Origin of the sequence: Candidatus Viridilinea mediisalina (assembly GCF_002532535.1) — a bacterium.
Taxonomy (GTDB): domain Bacteria; phylum Chloroflexota; class Chloroflexia; order Chloroflexales; family Chloroflexaceae; genus Viridilinea; species Viridilinea mediisalina.
The window spans coordinates 1-23,626 of record NZ_NQWI01000075.1; the positions used below are offsets into that span (position 1 = coordinate 1).

The window sequence follows — 23,626 nt, forward strand, 5'->3', positions numbered from 1 at the left end:
ACTAGACCTGATAGATATGCCAGATCTGCGAGGTCTGGTTAGCGGATTATTTACTGGAAGACCATTAGTCGGCATCCAAGGGCCGCCTGCGACCTCAGCCGACTAAGGGAGGCGGATGTTGTTGATTACCCCGTTGCGTTGCTACCCTGGGAGAAGGTTTGTAGGAACATTCCTGTTTGCGCCGTAGGTAGTGCCGACGTTAGTCGGCTCCCAGCGCTGCCAAAGACCTCAGCCGACTAAAGTCGGTACTACGATGCCTGCGAACATGTACTATTCAGCATGACAGGCTGCTGGGATACGTAACAATTTCTGCTTCCCTAACGTCGGCACTACGACGGTAAAGCTAAAAGCGCGTTTCTGAAACCATCCCTATAAGGCTATATCAAAGCGGTGGCTTCGACAAGCTCAGCCACCGCCCAACCCTAGTTCCCCTGTTCCCCTGTTCTTCTGTTCCCCTGTTCCCCTGTTCCCCTGTTCCCCTGTTCCCCTGTTCTCCTGTTCCCCTGTTCCCCTGTTCCCCTGTTCTTCTGTTCCCCTGTTCCCCTGTTCCCCTGTTCCCCTGTTCCCCTGTTCCCCTGTTCCCCTGTTCTTCTGTTCTTCTGTTCCCCTGTTCTTCTGTTCTTCTGTTCCCCTGTTCCCCTGTTCCCCTGTTCCCCTGTTCCCCTGTTCCCCAGTTCTTCTGTTCTCCTGTTCTCCTATGCTCCTACCCCTCAGTTCCCATGTTCTCCAAGCCACTGCGTGAACTCATCATGGCTCGTGAAATCAAGCAGCGCCTCGGCCAAATCCAGCACCTGCATCGTGCTGAGGGCTTCAACCTGCGCCGTCACCTCAGCACTCAGTGGTCCGTAGCGGTGCGTGAGTTGACGCAGTAACAATGTCAGTTGGCCTTCTTCGCGCCATTTGCGGATCAAGGGTGATTCCTCCATGCCGTAACTGTCGTATTGCACAATCTGTTCAGCCATTGCAGCAATCTCCTCATCGGTACATAGGGTGAGAAACTCGATCAACAGCAGTTCTTGCAGTTGGCCATGTGTGCCAGTGACAATCTGACGTACCGCTTGGCGCAATACGGGCTGGGGATCGCGCAGGCGTGTCTGGCCAATCAGTGCTGCAAGAGCAGGACGGTTCAATGCCAAGAGCGCTTCACCATCGAGTTGCCAAAGATGGATCACTTGATAGCGCCAGGTAAGATAGACTTCGCCTGTACGGGGGGTTTTTGACGCGCTCCAATGGACCAAGAGCAGCGCACCTGACCTGGCAGGTGGGGCGCGTGCAGCCACCATGAGGGCGTCAACGCTCCCACCGCGCCGCACCTGCTAGGTCTCATGGGCCGTTGCTACCTCAGACCATTTACGATTGTAGATTGCAGATTACAGATTGCCGAACATGGCGTTCCAATGGGCTTTAGCATTCTTGATCATGCGGCATGTTCAAGGGTAATTGGTATCAGACCTGCCAGGTCTGCGCCGTTGGGTCTGTGGGGCTACGCATGGTGGCTGCACGGCGCACACCTAGCAGATATTACGTTGCCGTAGCGGTCTGGAGAAAGCTATTCATCAAATTTGCATGCAAATACGCATTCGTTTGGTTGCCCTAGCATGAAGTACTCGCGGATGGGCCGAGAACCTTCGCAGGATCATAGGGAGTCTGATGCTTCAATACACCATAGATGATATGTACCAATTTGCGCATCACTGCACCGATAATCACGTTGTTTGGCTTGTTGTTGGCAAGCAGACGTGCGGCACATGCCTTGAACGATGGACAATGTGTCATCGCCGTGATGGCAGGCCAGTACAACGCTGCTCGCAGGTTGACATTGCCCATGTTCGACATCCGCGACCGTCGGCGCACCGATGTCCCCGACTCGTCATGGCTCGGTGTCACCCCGGTATCCGCCGCCGCCGACCGCGCCGAGTCGTACTGGTCAATCGCTGCGAATTCGGCCACCAACTTCATGGCCGTGATCTGCCCAATCCCTACGATGCTCGTCAACAATTGGACGTTCGTTCGCAATTCCTTGTGCGCCTTGATGTGCTTGTCGATGGCCTCTTGTACCTCCTCAAGCTGCGTGGCGATCACCGTCAACAGCGCCTCCAACGATTGTCGTACCACCGCATTGGTGGTATCACGCAGGCGATGTTGCTGTTGCAGTCGCGTCTGAAGCAGATCGTCACGATAACGCACCAGATCACGCAATTGCCGCTGTGCCTCGCTCATGGGCTGCCACGCATCTGGCTTGTGGGTTGCACAGAAGGACGCAATAATGGCACTATCCAGCTTGTCGGTCTTGTTTCGCTGCATCTGGACCTGGGCATACCCCTTGATCCGCGCCGGGTTGACGACACTCACCGTGTGACCGCGTTCGTACAGCCACATGGACAGCGCCTCCCAATAGATGTTTGTCGCTTCCATACAGGCATGGACTTGGCGTATCCCGAGTTGGGTCAGCCAGGTATTCAATTGGGCAAAGCCTTCCGGTGTGTTAGGAAATGCCTGGTAGTGATGGATACCGGTTGCGGTTTGTACCGTCGCATCAAACGTCTGTTTCGCCACATCAATACCAAGAATATACATCATTCTCATCCTCTCAAACGGATGCCAATTCCCATACGTTTTCTGGGCAGAACCTTGTTTGTGCGCCCTGGCAGGATGCCGGGAAGGGATCGTACACAGCCTCAACGAACACGCGTACCAATGCACACGACCAATCTGCTAGACGGACTCAAGGGCAGAGGACGTTCACGGTCTTGTTTTGGCATTGGCGTACCCATGATAGCAGGGCGGCGCTCTCGTGCAACCGAAGGGACTTTCGTTGACCGACCTCCGCAAATGCGGCTTTTCACACAAGGTCGTTTGTCCGCATCCAATGATTCTGTAGCGACCGATAGAGCTTTGGGATGCCCAGGGTGGCCCTCACCCCCTACCCCCTTCGGCAAGCTCTGGTTCGACAGGCTCACCAACCGGGCACCGCCTCTCCCACGTTGTGGGAGAGGGGCGACGGCACCGCGGTTTTGTTGCGTTCCTTTGCGCTCTTGTGCGGCAATGAATACATGTTCTGTCTGCGAGGCTACGGCGACCACGGGCAGGGCACGGCAGCGCCGTGCCCCTACGGTCTATTGCTCCCTTCATCCCTCATCCCTCATCCCTCATCCCTCATCCCTCATCCTTCCCTTGTAACCACGCTTCCACCTCGTCCATACGCTCGAAATCGAACAGAGCTTCACCCAAGGTAAGCAATGCCTCCGAGGACAGCGCCTCGACGCGCTGCTGAACATCCGCTGAGGGGGCACCAAACCGGCGGGTGATTTGGCGGAGTACCAAGGTAGTCTGGCCCTTGATCAAACCACGGGCCTCACCACGGGCCTCACCACGGGCCTCACCTTCTTGAGCTGCAAGTTCCTCAATACTCGTGACAAAGGTATCCACACCAACCTCCTCTTGTTCAATTTGATGCATGGTAGCACGAACTTGTTCGTTCATGCGTGTAAGGGGAGCGGATGTTGTTGATTGCTATGTTGCTTTGCCACCCTGAGTGAAGGTTCGTAGGAACGTTCCTGTTTGTGCCGTTGGGGTGCCGGCGTTAGTCGGCTAACGCCAGGCGGCACACGTGGGAGTGCCGGCGTTAGCCGGCTGAAGCCGGCACTCCCACGCCAAACCATAGCCTGTTCAGACAGCCTCTAAGGGCAATACCTTTCAAATAAGCCCTTTGCACCCCTCCCCAACCCTCCCCCCTACGGGACTTTCAGGCATAGACTTTTGTTAGCGCGAAAAAGCTCTGGGCCGCGCCGCTTGGCTTCGACAGGCTGGTTTCGGCAGGCTCAACCACCGAGCCAGCGGCGCGGTGGCTGAGCCTGTCGAAGCCACCGCGAGGTCGCCTGCCAACCCAAGGCTTTTTCGCGCTAACAGACTTTTTTGCTCCGCCGCGTTCTCACGCGATCCATTGAGACAAGGCAGCACCTTTTGGTGTGTAAAAGGTTTTTGACGCGCTCCAATGAACCAAGAGCAGCGCACCTGACCTGGCAGGTGGGGCGCGTGCCGCCACCATGAGGGCGTCAACGATCCCACCGCGCCGCACCTGCTAGGTCTCATGAGCCGTTGGTACCTCAGGGAAGCAGAAATTGTTACGTATCCCAGCAGCCTGTCATGCTGAATAGTCCATGGGCGGGCATCGTAGTGCCGACTTTAGTCGGCTGGGGTCTTTGGCAGCGATGGGAAGCCGACTAAAGTCGGCACTACCTACGGCGCAAACAGGAACATTCCTACGAACCTTCGTTCAGGGTGGCCAAGCAACGGGGCAATCAACAACATCCGCTTCCCTAAAGCCGGGCGGCACACGTTGGAGTGCCGGCTTTAGCCGACTGAAGCCGGCACTCCCGCGCCAAACCATAGATTTTGTTAGTGCGAAAAAGCTCTGGGCCGTGACGTTGGCTGAGCCTGTCGAAGCCAATGTCGCGGTGGCTTCGACAAGCTCAGCCAACGCGACGCATCCCTACGAGCCCAAGGCTTTTTCGCGCTAACTAGATTTTTCAGACAGCCGCTCATGATCCGTTAGCTACCCTTTCAGACCTGCCAGGTGCGCGCCGTTGGGTTTTTCGGAATACGCATGGTGGCTGCACGGCGCACACCTAGCAGGTCGTTGGTTCGCGTTGCCTGAGAAAACTCTTGACACCACATCCAAAGCTTCCCAAAAACTGTATACCGGATAAGGAGGGGGCCGGGGGGTGAAGGTCAACCGGCGCATCCCCACATATGCCACATGGCATATTAGATAAGAAGAAACCCTTGTAACCCATGCGCAAAAGAGTATGAAAGCGTGTGAGATTACGCCTTGGTTAAAGAATTTGCTGTAAGGCTATCGTACTACAGTTTTTAGGTTTATCGAGGTGACCGCTGGTACTATTTGGGGATAGTACTTCTGCCTACGGTTGTGATCGAGTGTGGTCTAACTCCGGCGTCACATGCTCGCCTCGTGCCCAGGCGCGTAGGTAGGCGTAGGGCCAGATTTCGCCCCGCCGCACTTGCCAGTCTTTGGGGAAGGTGGGGCGCGAGATGCCGAAGTGGAGGTGCGGCGGGGTTGTGCGGGCGTTGCCGCTGTTGCCTGTCAATCCCAGCGCTTGGCCTGTGTCTACCCGTACCCCAACGGCGATACCTTCACTAATGGCTGAGAGGTGCGAGCCGTAGTAGCGCACGCCGTCATCGCCAATCATGGCGACACTGATGCCCCCGCGAATCGCTGGATCATCAGCGGCGGGATTCCAGCGATCTTCGTAGCTTACAAAATCAATGATGCCACTCGTCGGCGCAACAAAGAGGCTCCCCGGTGGACAAAAGATGTCAGTCGCTGGGTAGGTATGGTGGTACTCAGCATACTCCACCCAGTCGCCTTGCACCGGAAAGGTATAGGTCAAGACGATGGGCGTGGGGCTTGCCGTGGGACTCGGCGTGAGCGTTGGGGTCGCAGTCGGCGTTAGGGTTGGCACGGCGGTGGCGGTGGGTAGTGCCGTTGGTTTGGGCGCTAGTGTCGGCACGGCGGTCGCCGTAGGCTCCTCGGTTGGCGGCGGTGCCTCGCTTGTCACCGCAGGGCCACAGCCCACCAAGAGCATGAGGAGGAGGAGGAGGAGGAAGACGCTGCGTTTTGGTTGAATATGGAGCATGGTTGTTTTACCTTTAGGATGAGGCTTCGCCGCCCTCAAAAATTTTGGTTAGCGCGAAGAAGCCTTGGGTTGGCATGCGGCCTCGCGGTGGCTTCGACAGGCTCAGCCACCGCGCCGTTGGCTGAGCCTGTCGAAGCCATCGCGCCGTTGGCTGAGCCTGTCGAAGCCACACGGCGAGGCCCAGAGCTTCTTCGCGCTAACAAATTTTGTTTGTTCTGCTTTGGCGGCTTCGCCGCCAAAGCAGAACAAACAAAAGGATTTGGGGCGCAGCCCCAACGCCGCAGCAGCGGCAACAAGCGTAACTTGGTTACGCCCCCCCTTAAGGTCGCAAAGCTTGGCCCCATACCGCCACTTCACTGATGGGCGTAAAGTCGCGCCCTGCGGGGCCACTTGGGTGCGGGTAGGTCTCGTCAATCAGAATGACGACAAAATCGGTTACGATTGGCTCAGGGATTACCACCGCTTGGTAGGTGGGGGCATCCTCAAACTCGAAGGGAAACCAGTCATCTTCCGTCAGGATGATCCATCCATAACGCACGCGCCGGTTCTGGTAAAAACGATCAGTGCCGTCGTAGGGGTCAATTTTGGCATAGCCCGGAATGATTTGTACCTCATGGACTTTGATCGGCGGATCAAACTCGAGCAGGAGGTATTCATCTATACCATCACCGGCTACGCGCCAGGCGGTGTCAGTCTGGCCGTCAACCGCATTTTGTGGTTCAAAGGAGGTGATGTTGCCTGCCGCATCAACACCGGAAGGTGCATAGTCGCTGGCCGTGATAAACACGGGAACTTGCCACGCTAGTGGGCCAAAGTTGGGCCCAGTTTGAGCACTTGGTGTGGAGGTGGCAGGAGGGCTGCCGCTCGGTGTCGGAGGCGTGGTGGGGATGATCGAATCGGGTGGTTGCACAGGTACAAAGCCGTCTGCGGGGGTCGCTGCAACCACCGTGGGTGGCACCGTTGGGGCAACTGCGCCACTGGGGGTACTGGTTGCGGTAGGCACTGCGGCAACCCCGCCGCCAGGCTCGCGCTGGTTGAAGAGCCATGCCCCTACGCCGAGCATGACGAAGAGGAAGACAAAGCCAACCACAACAGCCCCCAGAATCAGGTGCCAGAGGGGCCGCGCTTGTGCTGCTGGGGCGCTCTGCCACGCCGGGGGCGGCGGCTGGCTCTGGTGGGGCGGGGGGGGCGGTTGGCTCTGGTAGGGCGGTGGGGGCGCTAGGGGCGGTTGGCTCTGGTAGGGCGGCGGCCCTTGGCTCTGCGGCTGCACGTTGGCCGCCCCGGGCACTGGTAGCACCAGGGTTGCTGGGGTTGGGGGTTGTCCTTGGGCCGGGCTGGTGCTGCTCCTAGGTGCGCTCCCAGCCTGCTGAAGTTGCTTCAAGGCTGCGCGCATTGCGCCAGCACTTGCGTAGCGCTGGTTGGCTTCGATCGCCATGCCTTGGTTCAGCCATTGTGCCAATGCTGGCGCGATCAAGGGATTGAGGCTGTTGGCAGGCTGGAGCGGTTCGGCCTGACCACTGGCCCGTGCGCCCAAGCGGTGCAATACATCGGGCGGGCGCGTGCCCGTGAACAGATGGTAGAGCGTCGCCGCCAATGAGTAGATGTCGCTCGCCGGGCTGGTGCCCGTGCCCTGGATCTGCTCAATCGGCGCATAGGCCGGAGTGTAGGCAAGCACACTGCTCTGCGCTTGGTTCTGCCCCTCTACGAGCCCCTTGGCCAAGCCAAAATCGAGGATCACAATCTCGCCCTTGGGGGTCAAGGTGATATTTTGCGGCTTGATGTCACGGTGGATAATCGGCGGCGTTTGGCTGTGAAGATACTCCAAGGCCGCGAGGGCCTGATCGCCCCAATCGAGGACCTCGTGCAGCGGCAAGGGCTGGCCCGATGTGCCAAGCATCTTGCCCAGGTCGGTACCGGGGATGAACTCCATGACCAAGAATTGGCCCAGTGTTTCACCAAAGTAGTCAATCACGCGGGGCAGCGCCGGGTGGCGCAAGCCCGCCAGAATGCGCGCCTCACGCTCAAAGGCCGCCGTTGTGCCCGGCCCGCTCACCAGCATCTGCTTGAGAGCGACCTTATTGCCAAGCCGCTGGTCTACGGCTTCATAGACTGCGCCCATGCCGCCGCGCCCAACCATGCGCTCCACCAAATAGCGTCCGTGGATCAGTGAGCCTGGATTGATCTGGTTTGAAGGTTGCATGAATGTGAACTCCTTGGCTCTACTGGGTGGGGAGGCCCAACCTCTACTCACAGTATACCAAACCCCCTCTTCACAACTCCCGTATAATGGTAGCAGGTTCTTAACGCAGCGAGCCAAAGGATGGTCCGTATGCAGGAATATTTTGAGTTTAGCTTAGGGGCACGCGTACTCTACAAGGCGGGGTTGGCCCGCGAGTTGGGCGATGTATTGGATGAGTTGGGCGTAAAACGGGCCTTTGTCGTGGCCGACAAGGGCGTCGCGGCGGCGGGTCTGCTCGCTCCGGTCGTAGAGGGGTTGACCAGCAGCGTCGAGGTGGTTGGCATACTTGATGATGTTCCGCCCAACTCCTCGGTGCGGGTGGTCGAGGCCGGCGCGGAGGCGGTACGTGCCGCTGCGAGCGATGTGATCATTGCCATTGGCGGCGGTAGCCCCCTCGATACCGCAAAGGGCATGCGCCTGCTGGCGACCCACGGCGGTAGTGTGGCCGACTATGAGGGCTACAATGTCATTCCGGGGCGGCTGATGCCGATGCTGGCCATCCCTACCACTGCAGGAACGGGCAGTGAGGTCACTTCGATTGCAGTCATCCTTGATGAGGCCGATGACCGCAAGATTTCACTGGTGAGCCGCTACCTCTACCCCGATATTGCCATTCTTGATCCAGAATTGACCTTGAGTTTGCCGCCGCGCCTCACGGCTGCCACCGGCATGGATGCGCTCTCGCACGCCATCGAGACCTACGTCTCCACTGAGAATAATCCCTTCAGCGATAGTCTGGCGCTGGCAGCGATTGATCTGATTGCGACCCATTTGCGCGATGCTGTACAGGTGGGTAGCGACATTGAAGCCCGTGGCAAGATGCTCTTGGCCTCGGCTATGGCCGGTTTAGCCTTCTCCAATAGTCTCTTGGGCGTTGTACACGCCCTTGCCCACGCCATTGGCGGCAAATACCACATTCACCATGGCACGCTCAATGCGCTCATTCTGCCCCACGCGATGCAATTCAACAGCGTCGTGGCCTCGGAGCGCTATGTGCGCATCGCCTGGGCCATGGGCGTCCATGCGGGCGGACGTAGCGACAAAGAGGTGATTGCCGATGGGGTCAACGCAGTCCGCACCCTCGCCGCCGACTGCGGGCTGCCCATCCGCCTGCGCGACCTTGATGTGCCCGAAGAGGCACTGCCCGAATTGGCCGCCCTCTCGGTTGTCGAACCTGCCATCTTCAACAACCCCCGCATTGCCAGCGAAGAGGAGTTGTTGGAGTTGCTCAGGGCTATGTGGTAGCAGAGGTGTAGAGAGGGACGGAGAGTTTTACCACAGAGGCACAGAGGACACAGAGGTTTTTTTGTAGATGACGAAAACCTCTTTCCTCTTTCCTTTTTCCTAACCTTGAGGAGCGCAACCATTGACCAATGCTATCCCCTACCTCATCGGTCTCACCGGCGGTATTGCGTGCGGCAAGAGCACGGTGGTGGCGATGCTCGCCTCGTTGGGGGCGCGCACCATTGATGCCGACCGGGTGACCCACAAGCTTCAGCAGCCGGGTACCCCCGTCTTTCGGCAGATTGTGGCGAGCTTCGGCAACACGGTGCTGGCCCCAACCGGGGCCCTTGATCGGCGCAAACTTGGTGCCATTGTCTTCAGTGATCCAGAGAAATTGCGCCAACTTGAGCAGATCGTCCACCCGGCAGTACGCACCGAAATCCGCACATTCATTGCAGAGGTCGGGCGTAGCGGCGGCTATGCCACCCGACTTGGCCGCCTCAGCCGTCCAGTGGTGGTACTCGATGCCATCAAACTGATCGAATCGGGCTGGGTCGCAGAGTGCAACCAAGTCTGGGTTATCACCAGCGAGCACACGATCCAGATCGAGCGGCTTATTGCCAATCGCGGCATGAGCCGCGCCGAAGCTGAACGGCGCATCGCAGCCCAAATGGCCCCCGCCGAGCGTCTCGCCCATGCCCATGTGGTCATAGACAACAGCGGCGACCAACAAGCCACCCGCGCCCAAGTTGAAGCCGCCTGGCAGCAGGTACTTCAGGTGAATGCAGCTTCCTAAAAGCATCCCAATGGGACAAAAGTTGTAGACAGTTGCCCCTAAGCATAGTAATCTGTCTACGAACCACTTACCCGTTGAGTTGCTGAAGGAGAAACCTGTGCCGTACATTATCGCTGAACCCTGTATCGGAACCAAGGACGCTGCATGTGTGGCCGTTTGCCCGGTGGATTGCATCTATGAGGGCGAAGATCAGTACTATATCAACCCCGACGAGTGCATTGACTGCGGTGCCTGTGAGCCAGAATGCCCGGTTGAGGCCATCTTTGCCGATGACTCGGTTCCTGATCAGTTTACGAGCTTCGTTGAGAAGAACCGCAATTTCTTTGGAGCCTAAGGGAAGGATGCGGGAAATAGGAAATAGGGCTGAGGCTTCAGAACGCCTTGGATGCCTCAAGACTGTAAAGTATCCTGAAACCTTTCCTTATGGCAGGTTTCAGGATACTTTACAGTTTGGCCTCCGACGGAGTGCCGACTTTAGTCGGCTGAGGTCGCAGGCATCCCTCGGATGCCGACTAAAGTCGGCACTACGACGGTAACGCTGATAGCGCATTGCTGAAGCCATCCCCGCACGGGTTCATGGCTCCGTTTGGCGTTGAGGGCGTTGCGCTTCCCCCTGTGCTACAATGGGCCGTAGCACGAGAGGTGCGCTGCATTATTGCCTATCAGCCTAACCCCTTCCTATGCTCGAACCCGGTTCCCTCATTCAACAACGCTACCAGATTGTCCGCTTGATTGGGCGCGGTGGGATGGGTGCGGTCTATGAGGCGCTGGATCGGCGCTTGCGCAATACGGTTGCCCTTAAGCAGATGCTCGGTGATACGACTGAGAATGCTGAGGCCTTTGAGCGCGAGGCTCAGATTTTGGCTGCGTTGCGCCATCCCGCACTGCCGAAGGTGATTGACTATTTCCGTGATGAGGCCGGGCGCTTTTTGGTGATGGAGTTTTTTGGTGGCGCTGATCTCGCTGCACTCCAGGCGCGCCACGGTGGTCCCTTTCCCGCGAAGGATGTGGTGACCTGGGCGCTTCAGTTGCTTGATGCGCTCGATTATCTGCATACCCGCAATCCGCCGGTGTTGCACCGCGATATTAAGCCCCAAAATATCAAGTTGACCCCCGAAGGTCAGGTGGTGCTGCTCGATTTTGGCTTGGCGAAGGGCTATGCCACCGGGAGTCCCGCTAGTTTTTTTGGCTATACCTTGCAGTATGCGCCCCTTGAGCAGATTGAGGGCAGTGGCACCGAGCCGCGCTCTGATGTCTATTCGCTCTGTGCGACTCTCTTTCATCTGTTGACCGATCATCCGCCGCCGAGTGCGCCCAATCGCGCCGATGCGCTGCTGTTAGGTCGCCCCGATCCGTTGCGCCCGCCCCATGAACTGCGCCCCGAGGTGCCGCTGGTGCTGAGTAGGACGATTGCGCTGGGGATGGCTCTCCAGCGCAATGCGCGCCTCGCTTCGGCTACCCTGATGCGTGCCGCCCTAGAAGCGCCGCCTGCGGCCCCTTTGCCCGCGCAGGACGTCGAGACGGTGGTGGCTCCAACGCCTTTGGTGCCACTGGTGCCAGCCAGTAGCCGTGCCCCGGTTGAACGCCCGATTAGTGTCGGTTGGGAGCAGGTTCGTGCTGCGGCCCGCGCCCAAGCCGAGCCGGTGCTGCGCGAGTTGCATGGTACGCCTCGCCGCCTTGGCCCCTACCTCGCCGATCTCTATGTGGCCCGCCGTGAGGCTGAGGGTGAGTTGGCGGCGTTTCTTGCGGGCGGGGCCGGGGCTTTGCTGCTGCTTGGTGATGCGGGTACGGGTAAGACATGTCTGTTGACTCATTGGGCGGCGCGGTTGCGCGATGCGGGCGATGCGGTACTCTTTTATCGCTGTGGCGGTTCGCTTGGCCCTGAGATTGACCGTGAGCTGGCGCGTGATCTGGGGCGTGAAGCGCCCGATCTCCTGGTTCACGATCTGAGCCAGATTACTCGTTTGGCTGAAGCGGCCCGCCGTCGCTTGGTGATCATCTTCGATGCGCTCAATGAGTATCGCAGCGGAACCCAGTCCGGCCCCGCCGATCTGCTGCGCCAACTCGATGCCCTGGCTGGCCGCGTCAGTGGCCCGTGGCTGCGGATTGTTGCTAGTTGTAGCACAGCAGCCTGGGGCCAGTTGGAACGCGCCGGGGCCACTCGCCTCTTTTGGAGCGCCTATCACCAGGCGAGCGATGGCTCACCCCATCTCACCCTTGGCCCCTTTACGCCCCGCGATCTGGCGGAGGCGTATCCGCATTACCGCAGCTTCTTTCAGCTTCAGACCGGCTTTGAACAATTGACCCCCGCGTTGCGCGAGCGGCTACGCATGCCCTTGATGCTGCGTCTCGTTGCCGAGAGTTACCGCAATGGCCCCCTGGTACTCGCGGGGCAAGGTTTGAGCCTGGGCCTCTTGCGGCGCTTTTATGATGAGCGTGTGCGCCAGCGCCGTGAACATCTCTTTATTGAAGAGTTGGCCGCTGAACTGCTGCGCCGGGGCCAACTCAATGCGCCCTTGCGCGAGTTGGCTCGCAATACCCTGCTGCGCGACGAACTGCTCAGCGATGAGCCCGATTCGACCTATATTCGCCTGCTGGATGCCGGGATTCTCACCGAACTGAGCGGCGATCTCTTCAGTGGCGAGTTGGTCGGTTTTGCCTATGGCGAACTGGGGGCCTATGTGCTGGCGCGTCACCTGCTGCGCGCCCCTGGTGGCAAACGCGGGCTGCCCGAGGTGATCAGTGAACTCATGGCCCAAGCCCGTAGCTTCGCCCCCGCGTTCGAGATTGCGCGCATCATCCTGCTGATCACCCGGCGTCCCGAAACCTTCGCCGAACTGGCCGCCTCATCCGATATTGAGCTGCGCGAATTGATTGCACGCTGCCTAGTTGAACTGCATGCCGACGAAGCTGAACCGGCCCTTGAGTTAATCAAGGAACTCTGCCAGCGCGAGCGCGACGAAGTGCGCCGCACCGCCCTCAAGGCCGCCTACTACCTGGGCGCACCTGCACGCGAAGTCTTCCTCTGGGCGGCCCGGCGCAACGAAGTGGCACTGCGTCGCGTTGTACGCGATACGCTCTACATGATCTGGCGGGCCAACCCAAGCTTCACCTATGGGCTGCTGCGCGACCTGGTGGCTGGCGTGGGGCCCACAGCACTACGCGATCTCCGCAACGTGCTGGAACTCTTCTTTGAGCTCTCGGTGGTAATCTACATCAACCATCCCGAACGGGCCGATGTGCGCGATACCACAGTTGAACTCTACTACGAACTGGCGCGCCAGCGCCTCCATCTTGATCTGATCAACACCGGCGTCTTTGGCAAAACCATCGAAGACCTCATCTTCCAAGCGGTAGCCAACGCCTTCTCGCAGCCCATTCTCGACACCATGCTCATGGCCGAAGTGGTGCCGGTGGAGCAGTTCTTCGCCGTCCCCATGAGCGAACGGGCGATTCTCATGCGGGTTGCCCCGCTCTTCGACCCGGCAACACCCCTCGCGCCCTACCAGGGCGAGTTGGAAAACATGCTGCGCTCCGACAATCTCTTCTTCAACCTCGTAGCGAGCACGCAGATCGCCATCCATGCCGCTGCCGACCTGCCCCAAACCGAGCCGCTGCTCCAAACCCTCTGGGCCCGTCTCCCGGCAGAAGGCCGCCTTTGGCTACTGATCAGCTTCTCGGTGCTGCTGCCCAACACCCCCGCCACATGGATCCCCCTGGTTGAACAACTGACCGAGCGCATGTTCAGCGAACACGCTGCCCTCGTCTATGGCGAAAGCCCCAGCATCCTCCAGCGCATCTCCGATCTACTCTTGCTACCCTTGGGCTTGGCCTACGGCAAACTAGGCCAAACCATGCCCCTGATCGAACTCATGCTGCAAGACGGCCTCTTACGCAACGACCAGCGCCTCGTTGAGCGCATCGTAGCCGGGCTGGGCGCGGTCGGCTTCTACTACCCCGAACCAGTGCTGAACCTGTTGGAACGGGTGATCAGCAACGCAGCAGCGGCGCTACCACAGAGCCTGATTCCCACCCTCGCCACCATCCGCACCCTGCACCTCGACGCCGTAGACGTCTTTATGGCCCGCCACAACCTCAGCGCCGACATGCAACGCCAGATAGCCGCCGCCACCGACACCGAACTGGTCCGCCGCTACATCTACTGGCTCGGCCTCTACAACCAGGTTGTCCACTCCTGCCTCTACTACCCCAAGATGCGCCGCCAAATGGCCATGGCCGCCATGGAGATGCTAGTACGCGCCAAAGGCCCGCAGGAGTTCATCGGCGTCTACACCGCCAACGTCTTCCGCATGCTGCGCGAAGCAGGCTTCCGGCTCAGCGAATGGACGCGGGCATAGCCGGTAGTAGCCCTGCCATACAACATGACTCAATCGTCATCCCTTTGCACTACTGAGCATGGTACAATAGCGTACTATTTTCAGGTATGTAGTGGCGCTACGTTGGGGGCGGACAGAACAAGTATTCATTGCCGCAAAAGAGCGCAAAGGAATGCAACAACGAGGTTCTACCCCCTATTTCCTATCTCCTTCGTTACTATTTTCTTACCCCTCTACCCGTATTCGTGTCAGGAGTACAGCCATGCAGTCCCAGCGCAGCAAAAGCCCAAAGGTGCAGAATGGCTTTTCGTTCTGGTTGATTCTGGTTCTGGTGTTGAGCCTCTTTGCGCTTGTGCCGCCTAAGTCGGTGTTGGCACAGAGTACGATCCTCCGCGTTAATGCGAATGTGGTCGGCGGCTCGAACGATGGCTCTTCGTGGGTCAATGCCTATGCCGACCTCCAAGAGGCGCTCGCTGTTGCGAATCCTGGCGATCAGATCTGGGTGGCGGCGGGAACCTACTACCCCGGTGCAGCCCGTGAGAATAGTTTTGCTATGCGTAATGGTGTCGAGATCTACGGCGGCTTTGCGGGTAACGAGACACTCCTTGGGGAGCGAGATTGGCGCGCCAATGTGACGGTGCTGAGTGGCGATATTAATCAGAGTGGTACGTTAGCTGGCAATAGTTTGAATGTAATCAATAACATTGGTCTTGATGCAACCGCAGTTCTTGATGGTTTTACGATTACTGGCGGCAATATGGATACTGGTGCTGCGAATGATCGTAACGGCGGTGGTATCCGCAATACCAACAGCAGCCCGACACTGCGTAATCTCATTATTCATAATAATCAAGTCACTGATTTTGGCGGGGGCATATATAATAATAATAGTAGTCCCACACTGATCAATGTTGTTATTAGTGGTAATGTTGCTGTTAATGCGGGTGGCGGTATTTCTAATGATACCAATAGTAGCCCCACATTGATCAATGTAACGATTAGCGGTAATCGCACGAACGACACCCCTGCAAGTGGCGGTGGTATTGAGAATTATGGTAACAGCAACCCAAATATTCGTAATAGTATCATCTGGGACAATGTCGGAGGCCAAATTATAAGTACAGGTGGAGCTGCTTCTACGCCTGTCGTGAATAACAGCATTGTGCAGGGCGGTTGGGCTGGGGCCGGGGCTGGCAATCTCGCTCTGAATCCCCAGTTCATCGCACCTGTTGCTCCTGGTAGTGCTCCCACCGCCGCTGGCAACTACCGCTTGCAGAGCATCTCTCCGGCGATCAATGCGGGAAGTAATGACTTTGTGCCTGGTGACCTCACAACTGACCTGGATGGCAATCCGCGCACTATAGGTGGCACGGTGGACATAGGGGCCTTTGAGTGGCAGCCGGTGATCTATGTGCGCCCGGGTGGCACGGGCGCAGGGGGGAGTTGGCAGAATGCGCGTGACCTCGCCGCTGCGCTGGCCAATGCCCAAGCGGGCCAAGAGCTCTGGGTGGCTACGGGTACCTACGCCCCTGGCAATGCTCGCGCCGATAGCTTTGTGCTCCGCAATAATGTTGCGCTCTACGGCGGCTTTGCTGGCACTGAGACAGCCCGCGAGGATCGTGATTGGGTCACCAATGTGGTAACCCTGACGGGCGATATTGGTACGCCGGGTGATGTGAGCGACAATAGTTTCCATGTTGTACTTGGTAATGCCCTCAATAACAGCGCGATCCTTGATGGCTTTACGATTACGGGTGGTAATGCCAATGAGGATTTCACAACTAATCGTGGGGGGGGTATTCGCAATAGTAATGGTTCGCCGACCCTCCGCAATCTGATCGTTCGCAATAACCATGCAATGCGGGGCGGTGGGGGCATCTATAACTGGGCCGGTAGCCCCGTCATTAGTAATGTGCTGTTGCTTGATAACCGAACCGAAATTGTAACCGAAGGCTTAGGCTTTGGTGGTGCGTTGTTTAACGAAGGGGGGAGTCATCCAATCCTCACCAATGTCATCATCAGTGGCAATCAAGCCCGTGAGGGCGGTGCTATCTTTAACGCAGCAAGCAACCCAACCCTCACTAATGTGCTAATCAGTGGTAATTTTGTGTCGTTTAATGCTGCTGGGATTGCGAACAACAATAGTAATCCTACGTTGACCAATGTGACAATCAGCGGTAACCGTGCTGCCAATTGGGGCGGGGGGATTGTAAGTTGGGGTGGAAGCAGTACTACTGTTCGCAATAGCATTATCTGGGGGAACCTCGGTGGTACCGCCGCCAACATTGGCGGGGATACACCTACTGTAAGCTACAGCATTGTACAGGGCGGCTATCCTGGTACAGGTAATCTCGATAGCGATCCCCTCTTTGTCAACCCCATTGCGGCGGGCAGCGCCCCAACAGACACCGGCGACTATCGTCTTCAGCCTAGTTCGCCTGCGGTGAATTTTGGCGATAATGCGCTCATTCCTAGTGGTGTCACCACTGATCTTGCGGGCAACCCGCGCATCATTGGCACTACGGTGGATATGGGTGCCTATGAAGCTCTGCCTGCGGTGCTGTCAATCAATCGCGCTGGCGCGAATCCCACCAATGCGGCTACGGTTGGCTTTACCGTCACCTTTAACATGCCGGTCACAGGGGTTGATGCGGGCGATTTTGCTATGATCCTCACGGATGGGCAGGTTGGTTCAAGCATCAGTGACGTGAGTGGTAGTGGCACCACCTGGCTGGTCGAGGTGGCTACACAGGAAGCAGTGGGTACCATTGGGCTCAATCTGGTGGACAATGACACCATTCAGACCAATGACACTCCTCCGGTGCCGCTTGGTGGCATGGGACTGGGTAATGGCAACTTCACCGGCCAAGTCTATGACGTGTACCGTGTGCCGCCTACGGTCACCATCAGCCCTCCCTCCTTGTCCATTACCAACAGCGGCCCCGTCACCTACGCTGTCAATTTTGATGGGGCTACGACTGTTACCTTTACCAATACTGATGTGACCCTGAATACCAGCGGCACGGCCACCGGCAGCGTGGCGGTCACGGGTAGCGCCCCCGACTTCGTGGTGACGATCAGCGACATTGTGGGCACCGGCACGCTCAGTATCAGCGTGGCTGCCGGGGTTGCTGCCGATCCTGTGGGTAACTTGAGCCTCGCTACCGATAGCGCCGCCTTCACGGTGGATAATACGCCGCCCACCGTGAGCATCAGCGATCCTTCTGCCACTGCCACCAACACTGGCCCGGTGACCTACACGGTGACCTTCACTGATGCCACGATATACAACTTTACGCCTGCGGCGGTCACCCTCAATGCTACAGATAGCGCCACTGGCACCGTGACGATCTTCGGTAGTGGCCCAGAGTTTCTGGTTGAGATTAGTGGCATTACAGGTGATGGTGCGCTGGGTATCAGTATTGCGGCGGGCGCCGCTAGTGATACCGTGGGCAATCTTAGCCCGGCGGTAGGGCCGAGTACCACCTTTGATGTGGATAATACGCCGCCCACCGTGAGCATCAGCGATCCTTCTGCCACTGCCACCAACACTGGCCCGGTGACCTACACGGTGACCTTCACTGATGCCACGATATACAACTTTACGCCTGCGACGGTCACCCTCAATGCTACAGATAGCGCCACTGGCACCGTGACGATCTTCGGTAGTGGCCCGGAGTTTCTCGTTGAGATTAGTGGTATCACAGGTGATGGTGCGCTGGGCATCAGTATCGCGGCGGGCGCGGCGAGTGATGCTGCGGGTAACTTTGCCCCCGGTGCGACCAGTACGACCTTCACGGTAGACAATACGCCGCCCACCATCACCATCACTGGCCCTTCGCAGAGCATGACGAGTACCGATCCGGTGACCTACGCGGTGAGTTTTGAGGGGGCGTCTGATTATCCCTTTGATGACACCTTTGTGACGCTCACTGCCACGGGCGATGCCACCGGCACCGCGACGGTCTCTGGTAGTGGCTCGGAGTTTGTGGTTACCATCAGTGCCATTACGGGCAATGGGACGCTGCGGATCAGTGTGGGCGCTGGGGCCGCCTTGGATGCTGTGGGTAATCCTAGCCCTGCTGCGGGGCCGAGTGATCCCTTTACGGTGGATAATGCGCCGGTGGGGCTTACACTTGGCCCACCTTCAAGCGAGCTTACGATCAGTGGGCCGGTGACCTTCCCCATGACGTTTACGAATGCCACTACCGTCAGTTTGACGCCTGCGGGGGTGAGTATCAATAGTGCTTCTGTTACTGGCGACATTGCTGTGGTTAATGGCACAACCGCCAATCCAAGCGTAACCGTTGACAACTTGGTGGGTAATGGCACCTTCACCATCAGTATTGCGGCGGGAATTGCGTTCAATGCGATTGGCACGCCCAATGAGCCGAGTGGGCCCAGTGCGGCGGTGACGGTGGATCAGATTCCGCCCGGTTCGCCCATTGTCACAGGCACTACTCCTACCAACAACCCACGGCCAACCTGGGATTGGGTGTCAGGCGGTGGAGGCGGCGATGGCAGATTCCGCTATCGCCTCAACAACTCTGATCTCTCTGCGGAACTCGAAACCAGCGCCACGAGCTTTACCCCTACGACAGATCTCAGCGATGGTTCGCACATCCTCTATGTGCAGGAGCGTGACTTGGCGGGCAATTGGTCGGCTAGTGGTTTCCTTGAGATTGTGATCGACACCAGCGTACCCAATGCGCCGATTGTCACCAGTACGACGAATATTACCAATAGCACGACGCCCACTTGGAGTTGGACAGCACAGGGTGGCGGTAATGGCACCTTCCGCTATCGCCTCAATGACTCCGATCTTTCTACGGGGGCAACCGAGACGAACGCTACTAGCTTTACCCCTACCGCACCGCTCGACGAGGGCATCCACACGCTCTATGTGCAGGAGCGCAACGCTGCCGAGACCTGGTCGCCCAGTGGTAGTTTCGCCATTGAGGTTGACACCACTCCGCCCACGGTGAGCCTCAGCACTACCAGCCCTAGCCTCACTAATGTTAGTCCTATTCCGGTAACGGTGAACTTTAGCGAGCCGGTGAGCGGCTTTACAGCCACTGATGTGAGCCTAATCAATGCCACCCTGAGCGATTTTGTGGGCAGTGGTGCCTCCTACAGCTTCAACATGATTCCACAGAGCGAAGGGCTGGTCACGGCGAGCATTGGGGCGGGGGTGGCCAATGATGCCGCCGGTAATCCCAATCAGCCCAGTGCGTCGCTCAGTATTGAGTACAACACCACGGCGCCCATTGTGAATATCACCACGCCTACGCCGATCAATGTGGCCAACGCGGCGAGCTATACCGTGAGTGGTACGTGTGACGCGAGTGCCGGTACGGTCAGTGTGACGGTCGGGAGTGTGCCTGGCACTGCGGCGTGCAGCGCTGGCAGCTTTAGCCTTACGCTCAATGTGAGTAGTGTGCCTGATGGCGCTTCCATCAGCATCACTGCCAGCCAGACCGACGCGGCCAACAATACGGGCACGGTGACCGCTAGTGCCCTCAAGGATACCGTCCCACCCAGCACTAGCATCAGCGCCCCGTCGCTTATTCGCACCAATAGCGGCCCGGTCACCTACACGGTGAGCTTTGCCGACGCCAATACCCACAACCTCACCGTGAGCCAGATTAGCCTTGAGGCTACCGGCACGGCTACTGGGAGCGTTATGCTAGACGGCAGCGGCCCGACCTACATCGTCACCATCCATGCGATCAGTGGCGATGGCACCCTCAGCATTAGGGTGGCTGCTGGTGGCGCAACTGATCTTGCAGGTAATCCGAGTAGCGCCGCTGGGCCGAGTGCCTCCTTCGATGTAGATAACACTGCACCCAATCCGCCGATTGTCACGGGCGAGACGCCCACCAACAATACGATGCCTGCTTGGAGTTGGGAATCTGGCGGCGGCGAGGGCGCTGGCTTCTTCCGCTATCGCCTCAATAACCCTGATCTCTCTGCGGAACCCGAAACCGATGCCACGAGCTTTACGCCTGAGACGGAGCTCAGTGAAGGCGCGCACATCCTCTATGTGCAGGAGCGCGACACCGTGGGCAATTGGTCGGAGAGCGGTTCCCATGAGATTGTGATTGATATCAGTATACCCAACCGGCCCATTGTCACGGGCGAGACGCCCACCAACAACACGCGGCCTACGTGGAGTTGGGAACCAGGCGGCGGCGGCAATGGCTTCTTCCGTCATCGCCTCAATGACCCTGATCTCTCTGCGGAATCCGAAACCAGCACCACCAGTTTTAGCCCCACCACGGCGCTCGACGAGGGCACCCACACGCTCTATGTACAGGAGCGCAACGAGGCCGGAACCTGGTCGGCCAGTGGTGAGCATACCATCCTGATTGACACCACCGCACCCACGGTCACCCTCAGCACGACGCTCTCTAGTCCCACCAATGTTAGCCCTGTTCCGGTTGATGTCAGCTTTAGCGAGCCGGTGAGCGGCTTTGTGACTACGAGTGTTACGTTGGAGAACGCCACCCTGATCACCTTGACGGGCAGTGGGGCTGCCTATAGCATCTACCTTGTGCCTGAAAACCAAGGGCTGATTACGATCACCATTGGGGCGGGCGTGGTCAATGATGCCGCCGGTAATCCCAATGAGGCCAGTGCGCCGCTCAGTATCGAGTACAACACCACGGCGCCCATCGTGAGCATTGCACCAGCACTGCCGGTCAATCGGAGCACTGTGACCAATTACGCGGTGGAGGGCACCTGTGACCCAACCGCAAGCGCCGTTACCGTGAGTATTGGCGCGGTCAGCCAAGAGACGCCCTGCGCGAGTGGTAACTACAGCACCACCCTTGATCTCAGCAATGAGCCTGATGGGCCGATTAGCATCAGGGCCGAACAGAGCGATAGCGCCGGGAATGTGGGGTACGCCACTGCAACCAGCTTCAAAGATGTGGTTGACCCCACGGTGAGCATCAGCGCCCCGTCGCTTGCACTGAGCAACCATCGGCCTGTGAGCTACACGGTGAGCTTTGAGGGGGCTGAAGCGTATAGCTTTGGCTTGGAACATGTCAGCCTCACTGCTACTGACAGCGCCAGTGCGACCCTGGCGCTCAGTGGTGAGGGCCCCAGCTTCATAGTTACGCTGGATGACATCAGTGGCGATGGAACCCTGGCGATCAGTGTGACCGCTGGGGCGGCCCGCGATGCCGCTGGCAATGAGGCAGAAGGCGCAGGGCCGAGTGAGAGCTTCACGGTGGATAATACGCCACCCACTGTGAGCATTGGCACCCCAGCGCTGACCTTGACCAACCAGGGGCCAGTGGACTTCCCGATTAGCATTGCTGAGGCGGCAGAGATCAACCTGACGCCAGACGACGTGAGCTTCACGCCGAGCGCGGGAGTCAGTGGCGAGGTTGTGGTGCTTGAGGGCACGAGCGCCAACCCGACGGTACGCATCGAGAACCTGAGTGGCGACGGCAGCTTCAGCATCAGCCTTGGGGCCGGCTTCGCCCACGATGCGGCGGGCAACCCCAGCCTCGCCGTCGGCCCCAGCGTCGAAGTTACGGTTGATAACACCGCACCCACGCTGAGTATCAGCCCACCCTCACTGGAACTCACCAACAGCGGCCCGGTCACCTACACCGTGATCTTTACGGGGGCTGAACGCTACGCCTTCAATGCGGAGCACCTGAGCCTCAACGCTACCGGCAGCGCCACCGCGACCGTCGCGGTGAGCGGCAACGGCCCCACCTTTACGGTCACCCTTGATGCGATCACGGGCGACGGGATGCTGGACATTAGCATCATGGAAGGCGCGGCCCATGATGCGGCAGGCAACCCCAATCCTGCGACCGGGCCGAGTGCCAGCTTCAACGTAGACAACACCGCCCCCACACTGCGGATCAGTTCGACCGTCGGCAACCCGACCGACGTGAGCCCGATGCCCTTCACGGTCAGCTTTAGCGAGCAGGTCTTCGGCTTCAGCGCCAATGACCTCACATTGACCAATGCCAGCGTGAGCAACTTCACGGGCAGTGGGGCCAACTACAGCTTCAGGCTCACGCCGCAGAACGAGGGGCCAGTCACCGTCACCATTGGGGCCAACGTGGCCCGCGACGCGGCGGGCAACCCCAATCTTACCGGCGACAGCTTCAGCGTCGTCTACAACGCCAGCCCCCCGGCTGTACGCATCACGCCCCTCGGCCCGATCAACGCCGCCAACGCGGGCAGCTACACCATTGCCGGAACCTGCGCCAATGACGCGGGCGACGTAACGGTCAAGGTCGGCACCTTCAGTGTGGTGGTGCCCTGCAACGCAGGCAACTTCAGCATCACCCTCGATCTGCACGGCATCCCCGATGGCGACAAGATCGCCATCAGCGCCCACCAGACCAACGTACTCGGCAAACTTGGGCGCTCTGAAGTCACCGTGGTGAAGGATGTCGTGCTACCTCGGATCACCATCAACACACTCGAAGCGATCAACGCCAGCAACGTTGGACGCTACACCGTCAGCGGAACGTGCAGCGAGGGCGAGGGCGACGTTGTGGTCGAACTGGGCAGCCTCAACGCAACCGTCGGCTGCAACGGCGGGGTCTACAGCACCAACTTCAACCTACGCAACCTACCCGACGGCAGCGAAATCAGCGTCAGGGTCTCGCAGACCGACGCAGTAGGCAACCGCGACGCCACCGAATTCGTGCGGATCATCAAGGATGTCAGCCCGCCGAGGACTACAATCCTAAGCGGCCCTGACAATCAAACCACCAGCCGCACAGCCCGCTTCGAGTTCAGTGGCAGCGACGGCGACGGCAGCGGCATTGCCCGCTTCGAGTGTTCGCTCAACAACGCCCCCTTCCAAACCTGCACCAGCCCCCACACGCTCAACGACCTCCCGACCGGCAACCACGTCCTGCACGTTCGTGCCATTGATCGTGCTGGCAACGTCGAACCCAACCCACCCAGCTACCGCTGGATCATTCGCAGCACCACCCTTGAGCAACAGCGCCAACACGTCTTCTTGCCGCTGGTTGTACGTTAGTATGACGCCTTGCGGCAACAGTTTGGGGCTACGCCCCAAACCGCGTTTTTTGTTCCGTTGTGGCGGCTTCGCCGCCACAACGGAACAAAAAACGCGGTTATTAGGGACGGTTTTAGGAAACTTTGCAGCTTGCGTCATAGGTAGTGCCGACTTTAGTCGGCTAAGGTCGCCGACAACCCCCGGATGCCGACTAAAGTCGGCACTACGTCTGAAACCATCGGTTTCAGAGCACTTTGCAGCTTGCGTCATAGGTAGTGCCGACTTTAGTCGGCTGAGGTCGCCGACAACCCCCGGATGCCGACTAAAGTCGGCACTACGTCTGAAACCATCGGTTTCAGAGCACTTTGCAGC

General features: G+C 58.6%; 10 protein-coding genes. 5 read left to right on the forward strand and 5 right to left on the reverse strand.

What is annotated here, in order from left to right:
• Positions 1-710 precede the first annotated feature (710 nt).
• The 5 genes from CJ255_RS14665 to CJ255_RS14685 form a co-directional block, all read right to left on the reverse strand.
• Positions 711-1,283: a DUF4351 domain-containing protein gene (locus CJ255_RS14665; RefSeq protein WP_124681949.1), complete on the reverse strand. Its 573-nt coding sequence runs from the start codon at positions 1,281-1,283 to the stop codon at positions 711-713.
• Between the two features lie 310 nt (positions 1,284-1,593).
• Positions 1,594-2,580 (reverse strand): IS110 family RNA-guided transposase, encoded by a 987-nt coding sequence (locus CJ255_RS14670; RefSeq protein ID WP_165774725.1) that lies wholly within the window; start codon positions 2,578-2,580, stop codon positions 1,594-1,596.
• Positions 2,581-3,156: 576 nt separating this feature from the next.
• Entirely contained in the window at positions 3,157-3,459 is a 303-nt protein-coding gene (locus tag CJ255_RS14675; protein ID WP_165774726.1) for a DUF4351 domain-containing protein, read from the reverse strand.
• A 1,463-nt stretch (positions 3,460-4,922) separates the two neighbouring features.
• Positions 4,923-5,657, reverse strand: coding sequence for a M23 family metallopeptidase (locus CJ255_RS14680; RefSeq protein ID WP_097644851.1), 735 nt, complete (start codon positions 5,655-5,657; stop codon positions 4,923-4,925).
• Between the two features lie 319 nt (positions 5,658-5,976).
• On the reverse strand, positions 5,977-7,857 hold the full coding sequence (locus CJ255_RS14685) for a serine/threonine protein kinase (RefSeq protein ID WP_097644852.1): 1,881 nt from the start codon (positions 7,855-7,857) through the stop codon (positions 5,977-5,979).
• A 129-nt stretch (positions 7,858-7,986) separates the two neighbouring features.
• Here CJ255_RS14685 and CJ255_RS14690 point away from each other — a divergent pair, with 129 nt between their 5' ends.
• The 5 genes from CJ255_RS14690 to CJ255_RS14710 all read left to right on the forward strand — a co-directional run bounded on the left by CJ255_RS14690 (position 7,987) and on the right by CJ255_RS14710 (position 23,275).
• Positions 7,987-9,141 (forward strand): iron-containing alcohol dehydrogenase, encoded by a 1,155-nt coding sequence (locus CJ255_RS14690; RefSeq protein WP_097644853.1) that lies wholly within the window; start codon positions 7,987-7,989, stop codon positions 9,139-9,141.
• Positions 9,142-9,262: 121 nt separating this feature from the next.
• Complete coding sequence (gene coaE, locus CJ255_RS14695) at positions 9,263-9,916, forward strand: dephospho-CoA kinase (protein ID WP_097644854.1); 654 nt, start codon at positions 9,263-9,265, stop codon at positions 9,914-9,916.
• 97 nt (positions 9,917-10,013) lie between these two features.
• A complete protein-coding gene (locus CJ255_RS14700; protein WP_097644855.1) occupies positions 10,014-10,250 on the forward strand; it encodes a ferredoxin family protein in 237 nt (78 codons plus the stop codon).
• Positions 10,251-10,596: 346 nt separating this feature from the next.
• Positions 10,597-14,274, forward strand: coding sequence for a protein kinase domain-containing protein (locus CJ255_RS14705; RefSeq protein WP_097644856.1), 3,678 nt, complete (start codon positions 10,597-10,599; stop codon positions 14,272-14,274).
• A gap of 241 nt (positions 14,275-14,515) precedes the next feature.
• Positions 14,516-23,275, forward strand: a complete 8,760-nt coding sequence (locus CJ255_RS14710) for a beta strand repeat-containing protein (RefSeq protein ID WP_097644857.1) — start codon at positions 14,516-14,518, stop codon at positions 23,273-23,275.
• The last annotated feature ends 351 nt before the right edge of the window (positions 23,276-23,626 follow it).

Excerpts from the sequence above, each read along its gene's own strand:
- CJ255_RS14665 (WP_124681949.1), bottom strand. The coding sequence starts at position 1,283 with ATGGTGGCTGCACGCGCCCCACCTGCCAGGTCAGGTGCGCTGCTCTTG.
- CJ255_RS14670 (WP_165774725.1), bottom strand. The coding sequence starts at position 2,580 with ATGATGTATATTCTTGGTATTGATGTGGCGAAACAGACGTTTGATGCG.
- CJ255_RS14675 (WP_165774726.1), bottom strand. The coding sequence starts at position 3,459 with ATGCATCAAATTGAACAAGAGGAGGTTGGTGTGGATACCTTTGTCACG.
- CJ255_RS14680 (WP_097644851.1), bottom strand. The coding sequence starts at position 5,657 with ATGCTCCATATTCAACCAAAACGCAGCGTCTTCCTCCTCCTCCTCCTC.
- CJ255_RS14685 (WP_097644852.1), bottom strand. The coding sequence starts at position 7,857 with ATGCAACCTTCAAACCAGATCAATCCAGGCTCACTGATCCACGGACGC.
- CJ255_RS14690 (WP_097644853.1), top strand. The coding sequence starts at position 7,987 with ATGCAGGAATATTTTGAGTTTAGCTTAGGGGCACGCGTACTCTACAAG.
- CJ255_RS14705 (WP_097644856.1), top strand. The coding sequence starts at position 10,597 with ATGCTCGAACCCGGTTCCCTCATTCAACAACGCTACCAGATTGTCCGC.
- CJ255_RS14710 (WP_097644857.1), top strand. The coding sequence starts at position 14,516 with ATGCAGTCCCAGCGCAGCAAAAGCCCAAAGGTGCAGAATGGCTTTTCG.